15 protein-coding genes are annotated in these 15,299 nt (G+C 40.0%); 2 read left to right on the forward strand and 13 right to left on the reverse strand.

Annotated features, from left to right (window positions below; all coding sequences use genetic code 11):
- The 7 genes from ACMZ6Z_RS04635 to ACMZ6Z_RS04665 all read right to left on the reverse strand — a co-directional run bounded on the left by ACMZ6Z_RS04635 (position 1) and on the right by ACMZ6Z_RS04665 (position 6,760).
- Positions 1 to 1,062 carry an ABC transporter permease gene (locus tag ACMZ6Z_RS04635; RefSeq protein WP_416131435.1) on the reverse strand — a complete coding sequence of 354 codons (1,062 nt, stop codon included), beginning with the start codon at positions 1,060 to 1,062 and terminating at the stop codon, positions 1 to 3.
- Complete coding sequence (locus ACMZ6Z_RS04640; RefSeq protein WP_416131436.1) at positions 1,055 to 2,587, reverse strand: ABC transporter ATP-binding protein; 1,533 nt, start codon at positions 2,585 to 2,587, stop codon at positions 1,055 to 1,057. Before ACMZ6Z_RS04640 ends, ACMZ6Z_RS04635 begins: the two co-directional genes overlap by 8 nt.
- A 129-nt stretch (positions 2,588 to 2,716) precedes the next feature.
- Complete coding sequence (locus tag ACMZ6Z_RS04645) at positions 2,717 to 3,766, reverse strand: BMP family lipoprotein (RefSeq protein WP_416131437.1); 1,050 nt, start codon at positions 3,764 to 3,766, stop codon at positions 2,717 to 2,719.
- 74 nt (positions 3,767 to 3,840) lie between these two features.
- Positions 3,841 to 4,230 carry a cytidine deaminase gene (locus ACMZ6Z_RS04650; protein WP_416131469.1) on the reverse strand — a complete coding sequence of 130 codons (390 nt, stop codon included), beginning with the start codon at positions 4,228 to 4,230 and terminating at the stop codon, positions 3,841 to 3,843.
- Positions 4,217 to 4,882 carry a deoxyribose-phosphate aldolase gene (gene deoC / locus ACMZ6Z_RS04655; RefSeq protein ID WP_416131438.1) on the reverse strand — a complete coding sequence of 222 codons (666 nt, stop codon included), beginning with the start codon at positions 4,880 to 4,882 and terminating at the stop codon, positions 4,217 to 4,219. The genes ACMZ6Z_RS04650 and deoC overlap by 14 nt, the downstream gene beginning before the upstream one ends.
- 13 nt (positions 4,883 to 4,895) lie before the next feature.
- On the reverse strand, positions 4,896 to 6,173 hold the full coding sequence (locus tag ACMZ6Z_RS04660; RefSeq protein ID WP_416131439.1) for a pyrimidine-nucleoside phosphorylase: 1,278 nt from the start codon (positions 6,171 to 6,173) through the stop codon (positions 4,896 to 4,898).
- Positions 6,170 to 6,760, reverse strand: a complete 591-nt coding sequence (locus ACMZ6Z_RS04665) for a class I SAM-dependent methyltransferase (protein ID WP_416131440.1) — start codon at positions 6,758 to 6,760, stop codon at positions 6,170 to 6,172. The genes ACMZ6Z_RS04660 and ACMZ6Z_RS04665 overlap by 4 nt, the downstream gene beginning before the upstream one ends.
- Before the next feature lie 124 nt (positions 6,761 to 6,884).
- On the opposite strand from ACMZ6Z_RS04665, the gene coaA reads away from it, so the two are divergent.
- Together coaA and rpsT are read left to right on the forward strand one after the other, a co-directional pair.
- Positions 6,885 to 7,805 carry a type I pantothenate kinase gene (gene coaA / locus ACMZ6Z_RS04670; RefSeq protein ID WP_416131441.1) on the forward strand — a complete coding sequence of 307 codons (921 nt, stop codon included), beginning with the start codon at positions 6,885 to 6,887 and terminating at the stop codon, positions 7,803 to 7,805.
- Positions 7,806 to 7,857: 52 nt separating this feature from the next.
- The gene (rpsT, locus tag ACMZ6Z_RS04675) at positions 7,858 to 8,106 is read left to right on the forward strand and encodes a 30S ribosomal protein S20 (protein ID WP_416131442.1); all 249 of its coding nucleotides are present in this window, start codon (positions 7,858 to 7,860) and stop codon (positions 8,104 to 8,106) included.
- A 68-nt stretch (positions 8,107 to 8,174) separates the two neighbouring features.
- On the opposite strand, the gene ACMZ6Z_RS04680 is transcribed toward rpsT, so the two are convergent.
- From ACMZ6Z_RS04680 to pstB (ACMZ6Z_RS04705), 6 genes are all read right to left on the reverse strand, one after another.
- Positions 8,175 to 9,479 (reverse strand): sensor histidine kinase, encoded by a 1,305-nt coding sequence (locus tag ACMZ6Z_RS04680; protein WP_416131443.1) that lies wholly within the window; start codon positions 9,477 to 9,479, stop codon positions 8,175 to 8,177.
- The gene (locus ACMZ6Z_RS04685; protein ID WP_416131444.1) at positions 9,463 to 10,143 is read right to left on the reverse strand and encodes a response regulator transcription factor; all 681 of its coding nucleotides are present in this window, start codon (positions 10,141 to 10,143) and stop codon (positions 9,463 to 9,465) included. The genes ACMZ6Z_RS04680 and ACMZ6Z_RS04685 overlap by 17 nt, the downstream gene beginning before the upstream one ends.
- Positions 10,144 to 10,366: 223 nt before the next feature.
- The gene (locus ACMZ6Z_RS04690; RefSeq protein WP_416131445.1) at positions 10,367 to 12,922 is read right to left on the reverse strand and encodes a M1 family metallopeptidase; all 2,556 of its coding nucleotides are present in this window, start codon (positions 12,920 to 12,922) and stop codon (positions 10,367 to 10,369) included.
- 122 nt (positions 12,923 to 13,044) lie between these two features.
- Positions 13,045 to 13,698, reverse strand: coding sequence for a phosphate signaling complex protein PhoU (gene phoU, locus ACMZ6Z_RS04695; protein ID WP_416131446.1), 654 nt, complete (start codon positions 13,696 to 13,698; stop codon positions 13,045 to 13,047).
- A 25-nt stretch (positions 13,699 to 13,723) separates the two neighbouring features.
- The gene (pstB, locus tag ACMZ6Z_RS04700; protein WP_416131447.1) at positions 13,724 to 14,482 is read right to left on the reverse strand and encodes a phosphate ABC transporter ATP-binding protein PstB; all 759 of its coding nucleotides are present in this window, start codon (positions 14,480 to 14,482) and stop codon (positions 13,724 to 13,726) included.
- 12 nt (positions 14,483 to 14,494) lie between these two features.
- Positions 14,495 to 15,298, reverse strand: coding sequence for a phosphate ABC transporter ATP-binding protein PstB (pstB, locus tag ACMZ6Z_RS04705; protein ID WP_416131448.1), 804 nt, complete (start codon positions 15,296 to 15,298; stop codon positions 14,495 to 14,497).
- Between the last annotated feature and the right edge of the window lies 1 nt (position 15,299).

Raw genomic sequence — 15,299 nt, forward strand, 5'->3', positions numbered from 1 at the left:
TTAACGATCCCCTTTCACTTGTTTTTTAGGCTTTATCAATCGTTCGATTAGATAGTGTGCTCCTACAAAGAAAATAATAGAAGCCGTCACAATTTTCACCAATTCTGGTGGGATACCCGCAATGTTCATCCCTGGCGCTCCGACATTAAGAACAGCAAATAAAAATGCTGCAAAGATAATACCAATAGGATGATTTGAGGCTAATAAACTGACTGCCATACCATCAAAACCAATAGCCAATGAGGAACTTTGGACATAAACATTCTCAAAGGTTCCTAGTCCTTCAACCACTCCTCCAAGACCAGCTAATGCCCCTGAGATAATCATGGATAATATAATCGTTCGTTTGGCTGACATGCCAGCGTATTCACTAGCATAAGGGTTTAAACCGACCGAGCGAATCTCAAAGCCAAGTGTGGTTTGCTTGAGCAAGAACCAAATAATAAGGACTGCTATAAGGGCAAAAAAGATACCGATATTTAAACGCGAATTGTTGGTTAAAGTGCCTAGCCATTCAGACTGGTAGGTTGCATTTTGACTGACGTAGATAGAGGAGTCTGTTGTGCGCATGATTGCCTTTGGAAAAGCATGTTGTATCACAGCATTTCCAGCAAAAAGGATGATATAATTCATCATGATGGTGACAATGACCTCACTCGTTCCTAAAAAGGCACGTAGAAAGCCTGGTATCGCTCCAACAATACCACCAGAAACTGCCGCAATCAATACGGTCATCAAGATCATCACTGGACGAGGTAGATCAGGATTTGTCAAGGCAAACCAACCTGCCATAATCCAGCCGGCGTAGGCTTGACCAGGTAAGCCAATATTGAAAAATCCTGCTCGGCTAGCGACAGTGAAACCAAGAGCCAGGAGGATTAGAGGCCCCATTGCTCGAAGAATTTCACCAATGTTTTTGACGCTGCCAAATGCGACTTGAAACAGGCCTTCGTATCCCCAAATAGGATCATAGCCAAAAGCCAGCATGATCAAAGCCCCTAATACCAAGCCTAAAACCACAGATATTATTGGAACAGCGATGTCTTTTAGTTGTTTAGGCATGACTCCCCTCCTTCTCTATCAAGCCACCAGCCATAAGGATACCTAATTCTTGCTTATTGGTTGTATCTGGTGTGACAATTCCTTGGATTTTACCATCATGAATAACAGCGATACGATCTGAAAGATTAAGAATCTCATCTAATTCAAAACTCACAACCAAAATCGCTTTGCCATTATCACGTTCCATAATCAAACGTTTATGAATGTATTCAATGGCACCAACATCAAGACCACGTGTCGGTTGACTAACAATCAAAAGGTCTGGATCACGATCGACTTCACGAGCAATAATGGCTTTTTGTTGATTTCCTCCTGAAAATCCTTTGGCCGGCACTAGCTCATTAGCACCACGAACATCAAATTCCGTCATTAGTTGTCGTGCATAATCGTTTATGTTACTGTAATTCAACATGCCCTTTTGACTTAATGGCTCTTTATAGTAAGTTTGTAGAGCCATATTTTCAGCGATTGTCATCTCTAAAACCAAGCCATCTCTATGACGATCCTCAGGGACATGACCAACACTTAACTCTGTGATTTGACGTGATGACAGTTTGGTTACATCCTGACCTTTAATCGTGATCTGACCAGATTTTACTTTGCGCAGACCTGTAATGGCCTGAATCAACTCACTTTGACCATTACCATCAATACCAGCAATACCAACAATTTCTCCCGCATGAACGTCCAAGGAGAGGTCTTTGACAGCAGGAATGCCACGGTTTTCATCAACTACAAGATGTTTAATGGATAGGATAAGATCACTTGGCTTAGCAGCTTTCTTTTGTGTTTTGAAGGAAACTGAGCGTCCAACCATCATTTCAGCTAATTCTTGGGACGTTGCATTGCCAACCTCAACGGTTTCAATGCTTTTTCCACGTCGAATAACCGTCACCCGATCAGCCACTGCACGAATTTCATCTAACTTATGGGTAATTAAAATGATGGATTTGCCTTCCTTAGCTAGATTTTTCATAATCGTCATGAGTTCAGCAATTTCGGCCGGTGTTAATACCGCTGTAGGCTCATCAAAGATTAGAATATCAGCACCACGGTATAAGGTTTTTAGGATTTCAACACGCTGCTGAGCACCAACAGAAATATCAGCTACTTTGGCTTGAGGATTAACAGCTAGACCATACTTTTGGGAGAGGCTCATGATTTCTTCATGAGCTTTTTTGGTGTCAAGCCTTAGTCCTGAGGTTATCTCATTTCCTAAAATAATATTTTCAGCAACAGTAAAGGCTTCAACGAGCATAAAATGTTGGTGAACCATCCCGATACCTAGTTGTGACGACTTGGAAGGAGAATCAATAGACACTGACTGTCCATTGACCATAATGTCACCACTTGTGGGTTCTAAAAGACCTGCCAACATATTCATCAATGTTGATTTTCCTGCTCCATTTTCCCCTAAAAGGGCATGAATTTCACCTTTTTGCAAATTTAAGTTAATCTTATCATTTGCGACAAAATCACCAAACACCTTGGTAATCTCTCTCATTTCAATGACATTTTGTGTCATAAGGACTTTCCTTTCGATGGCAGTTATATTTCACTAAAATTCACCAAGTGATTGACTGATGAACTTTACTGAGATATAAGTATCTCAGTTCAAAAAAAGGCGACCGACCAGGGTCGACCTTTTCATGCGTTATTTGTTAGGGACTTTAATATCACCTGATTTGATTTTTTCTTTTGCTGTTTCAATTTCTTTGATGGTTTCCTCATCAACATTGGTTGTAGCAATGTCAACACCACCATCTTTAAGACCATAAACAGTGATATTACCTCCAGGGAATTTGTTGTCTTTAGCCTGTGTTGAGATGAGTTTTAGGGTTTTACCAACTTCTTTAAGCGTTGATGCTAAGACAAAGTTTGAGTCTTTACCATCTTTTGAAGTGTATGTACCTTCGTCTTTTTGGTCACGGTCTACACCAATAACCCAAACTTTTTCAGACTCATTCTTACCTTCGTTAAGTGATTTAGCTTCACTGAAGACACCGACACCTGTTCCTCCAGCAACTTGATATACAATATCAGCACCTGCGGCGTACTGTGCAGCTGCTATTGTTTTTCCTTTAGCAGCATCACCAAAAGATCCAGCGTAATCAACTTTAATTTCGATTGAGTCATCAACTGATTTAACACCTGCTTCAAAGCCTTTTTCAAAACGAGTGATAACATCAGACTCCATACCACCTACAAAGCCAACTTTTTTAGTTTTAGTGGTTTTGGCTGCAGCAATACCTGCTAAATAAGCAGCCTCATTATCTGCAAAGGTTGCACTGACAACATTGTCTTTACCTTCAATAACGTCATCAATAATAACAAAGTTTGTATCAGCGTTATCTTGAGCTGCTTTTTCAACAGCATCATGTAAAGCAAATCCAATACCAAACACCAGTTTGTAGCCACTTGCAATCGCCGTGTCTAGGTTGTTGGCATAGTCAGACTCACTACTTGATTGGAAATAGTCAAAGCCTTTTCCTTTTTCTAAGCCATTCTCTTTGCCCCAAGCTTGCAATCCTTCCCAAGCTGACTGGTTAAAGGATTTATCATCTACGCCACCAGTATCAGTTACCATAGCAACTTTAAGCCCAGCTTCTTCATTGCCAGCCTTTGAATTGCCACGATTACCACAAGCAGCTAGTGTGAGTACAGCTACTGATGTTAAACCAATACCAACAATTTTTTTGTTCATTCTATGAACCCTCCTAAAAATATTGCAACTAGGTTGCGAGCTAATAACCCCATAAGGTTAGACAACAAACAGATTTAGGTTAAATCTGTGAAAGAGTATGGAAGTAACTCTCCGACTGTCATCTCGACTGTCTCACCATTTTGTGAACTTAATGTGACCTTTGCAGTTGAATCGAAAAATTCGCTCATCACTTGTCGACAAGCACCGCAAGGTGATATTGGCTTTTTAGTTGCTGCATAGACAGCTATGGCTACAAAATCACGATGTCCTTCTGAAATAGCCTTAAATAGCGCTGTGCGCTCACCACAATTACATAAACCAAAACTAACATTTTCGATATTACAACCTTGAAATACCTGGCCTGTTTTCGTCAACACCGCAGCTCCTACTGGAAAGTTAGAATAAGGAACGTAAGCATGCTGACTAGCTTCTTTAGCAAGAGCTACCAGATCAATAGTTTCCATCATCAACTAACTCTCCCTGAACAATGGCAACACCTGACGATGTTCCAATTCGACTAGCTCCTGCAGCGACAAACTGCTGAACATCTTTGAGAGAACGTGCCCCACCGGAGGCTTTAACGCCTATATCTGGACCAACTGTTTCACGCATCAAACGAACGTCCTCAACCGTTGCTCCTCCTGTTGAAAACCCCGTCGAGGTTTTGACAAAATCAGCTCCTGCTGAGACAGCTGCTTGGCAAGCTTTTATTTTTTCATCATCTGTTAAAAGACAAGTCTCGATAATAACCTTAACTAATTTATCGCCACTAGCTTCAACAACAGCAGCAATATCAGACTCAACCGCATCAAAACGCCCGTCTTTAGCAGCACCAACATTGATCACCATATCAATTTCATCAGCACCATTTAAAATAGCATTAGCTGTTTCAAAAGCCTTAGTTTCACTAGTGCTAGCTCCTAAGGGAAATCCAATAACAGTACATACTTTAACAGCAGTTCCTTGTAACTGTTGGCTAGCATGCTTAACCCAGGTTGGATTAACACAAACACTAGCAAATGCGAATTCTTTCGCCTCTGCGATGAGTTGATCAACCTGTTCTTGGCGACTATCTGGCTTTAGCAAGGTGTGATCAATCAATTGATTTAAAGTCATGAGTAAGCTTCTCCTAAGATATAATTTTGATAATGTCTTTAGGTTGATTTTTAGTTGTTCCTATTTTAACATTTTTTTTAAAATTTGTAAGCAAATTATCGTTTAATTTTTGGTTTGAATAGATTTTTGCAATTATTTCACCCTTGTTAACTCTATCACCAACTTTTTTCACGAACACTATACCGCTTTCATAGTCAAGAGAATCGGTTTTTACTGATCGCCCTGCTCCGAATTTCATGGCAAAAAGTCCAAATGCTAGAGCAGGAAGTTCCTCGATAAAACCAGCTTCTTCTGCTGTGATTTCAGTGACAAACTCAGCTGATGATGGTCTGTGTAAATCAGATAAGTCTCCACCTTGAGCTTCAACCATCGCTTCAAATTTGGCGAGAGCTTTACCTTTGATCAAGTGTTCATGAATGGTCTTTAAGTCCTCTTCTTTACCAGCTAATCCTAGCATGATTTGTGCGAGTTCACAGATAAACTGAGTCACATCCTCACGTGCTTGACCCTTCATGATGGCAATTGCTTCTAAAACTTCTAGGCGATTACCGATAGCTTGCCCAACCGGCTGACTCATATCTGTAATAACGGCAACCGTTTGACGACCGACCGCCTTGCCTAAATCAACCATTGTTTGAGCTAGTTCCTCAGCCTCTTCGATGGTTTTCATAAAAGCACCCTGACCGACAGTAACATCCAACAAAATAGCGTCAGCCCCTGCTGCAATCTTCTTACTCATAACAGAGCTGGCAATCAAGGGAATAATATCAACTGTCGCGGTCACATCTCTAAGAGCATAGAGCAGTTTATCTGCTGGGACTAGTTGATTGGATTGTCCAATAACTGACAAACCAATAGCTTGCACCTGCTTGATAAAGGCATCTTGGGCTTGCTCTATCTGATAACCCTTAATCGCTTCAAGTTTATCTAGTGTTCCTCCAGTATGACCAAGACCTCGTCCACTCATTTTTGCGACGGGCACACCAAAGCTAGCCACCAAAGGTGCAAGGATAAGGGTTACCTTATCACCAACGCCACCTGTTGAGTGCTTATCTGTCTTAATGCCTTGGATAGCAGATAAGTCAATCTGATCCCCTGTCGCAACCATTGCCATAGTTAAATCCTTGGTTTCACGAGTAGACATGCCTTGAAAATAAACAGCCATAGCCCATGCTGCCATCTGATAGTCAGGGACCTTTCCAGAAGCATAGCTCTCTATTAACCATTGGATCTCGTCAGTAGTGAGTTCTAAGCCATCACGTTTTTTTTGAATTAAATCAACTGCTCTCATGTTTTGATGCTCCTTAAAATATAATAGCCCTTGTCCTTCTTGAGAATGACTACATTGCCAAAGACGGTTGCCATTTTGGCTTTAGCACTGGGTGCTCCTTGCTTTTTTTGAATCACAATGGTTAAGTCACCACCGGTATTGAGATGCTCATAAGCCTCTTCTAATATGGTATGAACAACCTCTTTTCCGGCACGAATAGGCGGATTTGAAATGATATGATCAAAGGTCTTTTGAACCTTTTCATAAAGATTGGATTGGTAAATGTCAGCTGAAACCTGATTGTTTAGGGCATTCTCCTTTGCCAAGTCGATGGCACGATGGTTAATATCAACCATGGTCACTTGCAACTCCTGAACCCTTGCCAGGCAAATGCCTAGTGGACCGTAGCCACAACCCATATCAAGTAAGGTTTCCTTGGCTTTAAAGTCCAAGGTGTTGAGCAAGACTTGACTACCAAAATCAATCATTTTTTTAGAGAACACCCCCGCATCCGTCTTAAAATAGAAGGTTTCTCCTAAAAGCGTCACTCGTAACTCTTGAATATCGTGACTGCTACTAGGATTTTCCTCATAATACATATTGGCCATTGGATCTCTTTTCTATCTCTTCTTACATTACTATTTTACCATAAGTGGTCTTTTTCTTCTAGTTTTTTGAAATGGTTTTCAATTCTCAATATAATTGTTATAATGCTAAGCAGGAGTTTCATTTATGGTTTATGATTTAAGCAATTTTACAAGCATTTCACGTCAAGATTGGCAACAGCTGCATCGTCATACGACACCTTTACTCACCTCTGAAGAACTAGATACTCTCAGTCATTTAAGCAATCAGCTTGATCTCAAAGAGATCAAGGGTATTTACCTACCCTTGATCAACCTGATTAAGATTTATCAAAAAAATGTTAATGACCTAGCCCTTTCAAAAAACTTTTTTCTAAGGTCCTACTACCAGAAACGCCCATTTATAATAGGGATTTCTGGGTCTGTCGCCGTTGGTAAATCAACCACCAGTCAGCTTTTACAACAATTGTTGAGACGTAGCCAGCCTGATGATCAGATTGACCTGGTAACAACTGACGGTTTTTTGTACCCAAATCAAACCCTCATTGACAAAGGTATTTTAAATCGTAAAGGTTTTCCAGAGTCTTATGACATGCCAAGATTACTGGATTTTTTGGATAAGATCAAGAATGGCAAAGCAGTTAATGTTCCCATTTATTCTCATAAGAGTTATGATATTGTAGCTGATGAGGTTGTGTCTTTAGACTCACCAGATATACTCATCATTGAAGGGATTAATGTCTTTCAATACCCTCAACATAACTGCCCTTATATGGCAGATTACTTTGATTTTTCCATCTACATTGACGCAGAAGCAAAGCACATCGAGCATTGGTATTTAGAGCGTTTTTCAAAGCTCCTATTGCTAGCTAAAAAAGACCCGGCCAGCTACTATCATCGCTTTACCGATTTACCACCAAAAGAGGCTTTGGGGATTGCTAAGCATACTTGGGAAACCATCAACCTGGTCAATCTAAAGAACCATATTCAACCCTCACGAAATCGTGTTGATCTCATTCTTCACAAATCCTATGATCATAAAATTGATAAAATTTACCTTAAAAAGTGACAAAGACTTGTCAAAATAATCAATTTCAGCTATAATAAGTAAGTTAGTAAATATGGAGGTGAATACTTTGGCAAATATTAAATCAGCTATCAAACGCGCTGAACTTAACGTTAAACGTAACGAAAAAAACTCAGCTCAAAAATCAGCTATGCGTACTGCAATCAAGGCTTTTGAAGCTAATCCAACGCAAGAGCTTTTCCGTGCTGCTTCTTCAAGCATTGATAAAGCAAAATCAAAAGGTTTGATTCATGCAAACAAAGCTGGTCGTGATAAAGCACGCCTTGCTGCAAAGCTTGCTTAATCTATACTAAAAAAGAATGGGAAAAATCCCATTCTTTTTTAGTAGCTTTTGACTTGCTTTTATGGACATTACAATAAGACTTCAAAGATCGTTCCTTGTGGTTTGTGGTCTTTGACCGATATTTCTCCACCAAGGGCATCAACGATTTGCTTGGCGAGAGCAAGCCCTAAGCCAAAACCACCAGATTGTCTTGTCCTTGCCTTATCAACACGGTAAAAACGGTCAAAGATTTTTGATTTGTCCTCATCTGAAATTCCTAGACCATTGTCAGAGACTTTGAGTAATAAACGACGACCCTTATTGTCAACAGAAAGGCTAATCATCCCTTCTTCTTGAGTGTATTTTAAGGCATTATCAACCAAGATGGTCATCAACTGCTTTATCAAGGTTTTGTCTGATTTTACAGGACGCTTGAGCTGATTGGAAACGACTAAGTGCTTGCCATTTTCTTGAGCGATTATCTGGTAGTTTTTAAAAACATCTTCAAAAAAAGCGCTCCCTAGATCTTCGATATTAGGAGTTATGCCATCATCTCGTCTTGCTAAATGCAATAGATTGGTTGTTAATAATCGCATATTCCTCACCTCATCAAGGCTAGCTGCGATATTCTCACTATGATCAAAGATGGTATCATTTGGCTTTCTAAAAAGTGTTTCTAAGCGATTTTGCAAAACAGCCAGAGGGGTTCTCAATTCATGACTGGCATTTTCAACGAAACATTTTTGTTTCTCATAACTGACAATAATAGGCTTTCGGCTCCACTTAGCCAGATAGACACTGGTCAAAATCGAAATCAACCAAAAAATGATCATAATGGTTATCAAAACCCTAACATAGCGCTCAGACACTTCATCTAATTGTCGAGTGCTGACCAAAAAACTAACATATCTCACTTGAGGGTAGGAGAGGTCAGTCACTTTCAGAGTCAAGCTACGGTAATGTTCAGGATAACCATAGGCATTGAGGTGGCTCTCTTTCACAATACGATTCAGGTTTTTGGTATTTAGGTTAACACTTGAAAACTTGGAATAAACATCAATCGTATTGAGCACATTGCCTAAATGGTCAAAGACAATCATATCTAAGGCAGCTAAGTCATTAGTCCCTTTCAATTTACTAGGATCTATCGTAATCGTATAGCCACCATCATCAGAGATCCAAGAAACATTTCTTGACATGGTTAAAGCAATATAATCAGAGACTGACTCTTGTGCTCTTTCTAATTGATTATCTGTTGATGAATAAAGGCCTAACTTCATGATTTGGATGATAATGATGGTCATGACCAAAAAAATAGCTGTAAAAACGGCTGTGAAATGCCGAAAAGGACTAAAGTTATCCGAATGACGTTTGCGATTAATGTAATGACGCATCTTTTAAAATATACCCAACACTTCTTAAGGTTTGTAAATGCTTCTCAAAGGTACTGCCTTTGAGTTTTTTTCGAATTTTGGAAACATAGACTTCAACAACTGAGATAGTCGTATCACTATCAAATCCCCAAAGCCGATCAAAAATTTGTGTTTTAGGCAAAATAACGTTTTGATTCTGTAAAAAATACAAGAGTAAGTCAAATTCTTTACCTAATAATGTCACTTCAAGGCCATTAACCGTCACACGATTAAGGCTTGTATCGACAGTCATATCGCCATAGTGGATCATGTGATTGGTTAATTTTCCAGAACGTTTTAAGAGCGCTTGAATACGCATTTTTAACTCTTCAAGATAGAAAGGTTTGGTCAGGTAATCATCCGCCCCTAACTCAAAACCATGTCCCTTATCATCAATTCCTTCCTTGGCTGTCATAATTAAAACCGGTGTTGTGATCTTTTTTTCTCTAAGCTCTTTTAAGACTTGAAAACCATTCTTTTCAGGGAGCATCAAATCCAATAAAATCAAGTCATAAACACCTGATTCCGCCTCGTACAACCCCTCATCACCATCAAAGACCTGCATGACATCAGCAAAATCATCTAAAAAATCAAAAATAGAATTGGATAAACTTAAATCATCTTCAACTAAGAGTAATTTTATCATGGTTGCTCCTTTTCCTTATTATACCTAATGGTTATCCATTGAAAACTAAGACTCACTATTACTTTTGAAAATCAAAAGAATAAGCCTTTGATAAACTCTTGCTCTATCATCTAGTCTAACAAAGCAGCCTTAACCAAACCTAAAGCAAGATATCCAAATGACAAAACGAGCCTGCAAAAGCCTAAATGGCTATGATGCCAACTCGTTTTTGAGCTTTTTTTACTTAGTTTGTGTCATCAGATTTATCCGCTAGAAGAGCGTTTGAAACGGCGGCTTTTTCTTGGTTAATCAAATCAACTCGAGCCGAAATTTCTCTGATCCCCATAGCAATATTACGGCTAATAGCCATGTCATCTAACTGAGGTTCAAAGAAAGCTTTATAGGCTTTCAAGGCTTTTTCTGACCTAAATAAGCTAGATGGGATTGTGACAAAGGCATCAAAACTCATGTCACCACCAAGCGTTGTTTTAATCCAATCCCAATGCTCTTTAGCCCAGTTCCACGTCGTTTCTTGAGCAAAATCATGCCTCAAAAGATTACCATACCAGCCAGCCAAATCTTGTGGCTTAACGATATCTTTGTCTTTAAGATAAGTCAAAATAGACGATAGGTTTTTTGGTGACTTGGTAGCTGTCATAGCCTTTCCTAGTTGACGTTTGAAGGTACCATCTGTCGTTGCGACATAGTAATCTCGGTATTCTTCCAAGAGTTCTGGCGTTTCGGCTGTTTTAAAGGCATTCAGCAATAAGGCTGTTCGGATAGACGCTGGTATGGTTGCTAAATCCTCACGATACTGTTCAAATAGTTGACTGGCTTCTGCCATTACTTTTTGATCTTTCGCTTCAATCAAATGATCCAAGACTATTTGTCGCACCATTTCATCCTCATCAGATTCGCCAGCCTTAGGCAAGAAACCAAGACGCTCAAAGGTATCTGTAAAAATCTGACGGGTTAAGTCATGTTTAGCAGCCTCTTCAGGACTATTGTCGTCAATAAACTTATCAAATCCTTGTAAAACTGAGCTAATAGCAGCAATGACCATGTAAGCATCTGCTGTTTTTAATCGTTGAATCAAAGGAACTAAATCAGCGTAAGAGATAATACCACTCTCTGCCAACAAGCGGCGCTCAGCAATCATTTGTAATTGACTGGTCGCATCAAGTGTCGCTAGCTCATCTAACAAAGCTTCAAGCAGCTGACCTTGATAATTTGAAATATAGTGAGCTGTGTTTTCAGTGTTTAATCGTAATGCTCCTTGATTTTGAGCAGCCAATTGACGATAACCTGGAATGATCACTTCTCTATCCGTCAAGGTCTCTGGTAAGCCTGACCAGTTTGTGTTTAAAGGAATTTGCCATAAGCGTCCACGATCTTCACCTTCTCCGATGAAGAACTGGTCTTGCCTAATGACAAGGTCATCATCCTTCACAGATAGGGTCACAACTGGGTAACCAGGTTGTTCCAACCAGGAGTGCATGAAACTTGCCACATCTTTGCCAGAAGCCTCTGACAAGGCACGCCATAAATCCTGTCCAACTGTGTTTTGGTATTGATGCTTTTTAAAGTATGCCTTGAGACCAGCAGCAAAGGCTTCATTACCAAGCCAACGACGCAACATGTGCATCAGGCGGCTACCTTTAGCATAAACAATCGCTGCATCAAACAAGGTGTTAATCTCATCTGGATGCTTGACTTCCACATGGACAGACTGGACACCATCTGTGGCGTCACGCTCAAGAGCATGAGGAACACCACCTGTTTGAAAATCATCAAAGATCTTCCACGATGGCTCAATAGCATCAATGGCAACATATTCCATCATGTTGGCGAAACTTTCGTTTAGCCACAAATCATCCCACCACTTCATGGTAACAAGATTGCCAAACCACTGATGAGCTATTTCATGAGCAATCACCAAGGCAACTTGCTGACGACTGGATACGGTTGAATTGTCATCAACTAAAAGATAAACTTCACGATAGGTCACAAGACCCCAGTTCTCCATTGCTCCAGCTGAAAAATCCGGAAGAGCAAGGTGGTAAGACAAAGGAATCGGGTAAGCAACACCAAAATAATCTTCATAAAAATCAATAACACGTGTCGCGATATTCAAGGCAAAGTCAAGTGATTTTAGAGGATGAGCTTTAGTTGAGAAAACACCGACTTCAGTTCCATTTTTAGAGGTTTGTGTTTTTCCTTGCAAATCTCCAAAAGCAAATGCCAACAAGTAAGAGGACATGCGTGGGGTGGTTTCAAAACTCCAAACACCTGTCTCTTGGCGAAGTTCTGGATTTGACTCAGGCATGTTAGAAAATGCTACTTCTCCTTCTGCTTGATCAAATTTTAATGCTAAATCAAAGGTTGCCTTAGCTTCAGGCTCATCAATACAAGGGAAGGCTTCGCGTGCAAAGTGACTCTCAAATTGAGTCGCAATCACTTCTTTTTTGATGCCATTTTCGGTGTAATAAGACGGGTAAATCCCAGTCATATTGTCTGTAATTTCACCTGAAAATTCAATAACCAGTGTCATCATCCCTGTATCTGGCGAATCAATGAAAAGACATTCATTTTGCTCATCCATCTCAAAAGAGAGATTTTCGTTATCTAATTTTACAGATTCAATACGCAAATCTTTTTGGTGAAAAGCAATCTGATGATCAAGGGCTTCCCCTGTAATGGCAACATTTCCTGAAAATCGTTTATCCTCACGATTCACATCAAGAAACAGATTGTAATTTTCTGGAATAAACTGTTCAATTAAACGTTTTACGACTGTCATAAAGCTCCTTATTCTTGTAGTTCGTTTTCAATACTCACTGGAGAGACATTGTGGAAAATCATTGCTATCATGCCACAGCAAATGTCGCCAATCAAGTAACCATTAGTCTATCACTAAATGGCTTACAATTCGATGATTTTACCCGTTTTGAGATAGACTACCCATTCACAGATATTACGAGCATAGTCTCCAATGCGCTCTAAATACATTAACACTTGAAAATACTCTTTTCCTGCAAAAGCAGCCTCTGGATTTTCACGAATACTCTCAACAGCATGATGCTGAATGGTTTTAAAGTAAGCATCTATTTCTTCATCTTTGAGGGCAACTTCTCGAGCAGCAGCTTCATCACCGGTGATATAAGCGTTTAGGGCATCCTCAAGCATGTGTTTTACTGCTTTACCCATCTTATTGATTTCTGCCTCGACCTGAGGAACACGCTCTTCACCCTTCATACGAATGGTTGCCTTGGCAATTGACGATGCATGATCTCCCATACGCTCAATATCATTTGAGGCTTTCAAGACCGTGATAACCGTTCTTAAATCTTGCGATACTGGTTGCTGTAAGGCAATAATCTCAAGCGATTTTTTCTCAAGTTTTGTTTCGTAGTTGTTAACCACTTCATCCTCATCAATAACCTCTTGAGCGAGGTCACGATCATGACTGACAAAGGCACGAACGCTCTTATTAATTTGCGCTAGCACTTCCGTTCCCATGGCGTAAAATTGATTGTGTAATTTATCTAATTCTTCTTCAAATTGTGTTCGTAACATCAGCTACCTCTTTCTTTGATTTGGTTTAACCAAATTTACCAGTGATATACTCTTCTGTTTCTTTATGTTTTGGTCTCATAAACATGGTCTTAGTATCTTCAAATTCAATCAGGTTTCCATCAAGGAAAAAGCCTGTCCGATCCGAAATACGCGACGCTTGCTGCATGGAACGCGTCACAACAACCATGGTATAATCTTTTTTTAGTCCGTATAAAGTCTCTTCAATTTTTCCAGCAGAAATAGGGTCTAGAGCAGACGTTGGCTCATCCAAGAGAATGATACGAGGGCTAGTCGCTAAAACACGTGCCACACAAACACGCTGCTGCTGTCCACCAGACAAACCCAGAGCTGAATCATGTAAGCGATCCTTGACCTCATCCCAAATGAAAGCGCCTCTGAGGGATCTTTCCACTGCTTCATCAAGAGTATCTTTATCTTTGATCCCTTTGATACGAAGACCATAGACAACATTCTCATAAATAGACATCGGAAAAGGATTAGGTTGTTGGAACACCATGCCGATTTCCTTACGAAGATCAACCGTATCTGTTCTAGGACTGTAAATGTTGTGACCGTTATAGCTAATAGAACCGGTCAAAGACCACTCTGGGTTCAAATCTCCCATACGGTTAATCGCTCTAAGTAAGGTGGATTTCCCTGACCCAGATGGACCGATTAGCGTCGTAATTTGGTTTGGGAAAATATCAAGCGACACACTATTGAGCGCTTTTTTCTTGGCATAATATACCGACACATCACGCACTTGTAAAATAGGTTCTGTCATTGGCTTTCCTCCCTATCCGAAACGACCAGAAACATAATCACTGGTAGATTGTAGTTTGGCATTTTGGAAAATGTTTTTGGTCTTATCATATTCAATCAAATCACCAAGATAAAAGAAAGCTGTATAATCGCTAGCACGTGCAGCTTGTTGCATATTATGGGTAACGATAATGATCGAATAATTTTTCTTGAGCTCAAACATGGTTTCTTCCAGTTGCATGGTTGCAATAGGATCTAAGTTTGACGCCGGTTCATCCATCAATAAGATATCTGGCTTGACAGAAATGGCACGAGCAATGCAAAGACGCTGTTGTTGTCCACCAGATAGGGTAAAAGCTGATTTGTGTAAATCATCTTTGAGCTTGTCCCACAAACCAACTTGCCTCAAAGAGGTCTCCACAATCTCATCTAAAACCTTCTTGTTTTTTATTCCCGCACGCTCATGGGCAAAGGTAATATTGCGATAAATCGATTTGGCAAAGGGGTTAGGACGCTGGAAGACCATGCCGATATGCTTACGCATTTCATAGACATTGATCTCAGGGGCATTGACGTCAATGCCTTGATACATGATTTTACCAGTGACTTTGGCGATATCGATGGTATCATTCATGCGATTCAAACTTCTCAAAAAGGTTGATTTCCCACACCCTGAAGGTCCAATCAAGGCCGTGATTTTATTTTTTTCAAAGGGCATATCAATTCCCTTGATAGCTTCATTCTGACCGTAATAAACATGTAGGTCAGAAGTTGATAAAATGAGGCTATCCTCAGGGAATGTGATGATATGTCTTTCATCCCAATTATACTCAGGCATA

It is taken from the genome of Streptococcus pluranimalium (assembly GCF_047785705.1).
GTDB lineage: Bacteria > Bacillota > Bacilli > Lactobacillales > Streptococcaceae > Streptococcus > Streptococcus pluranimalium_A.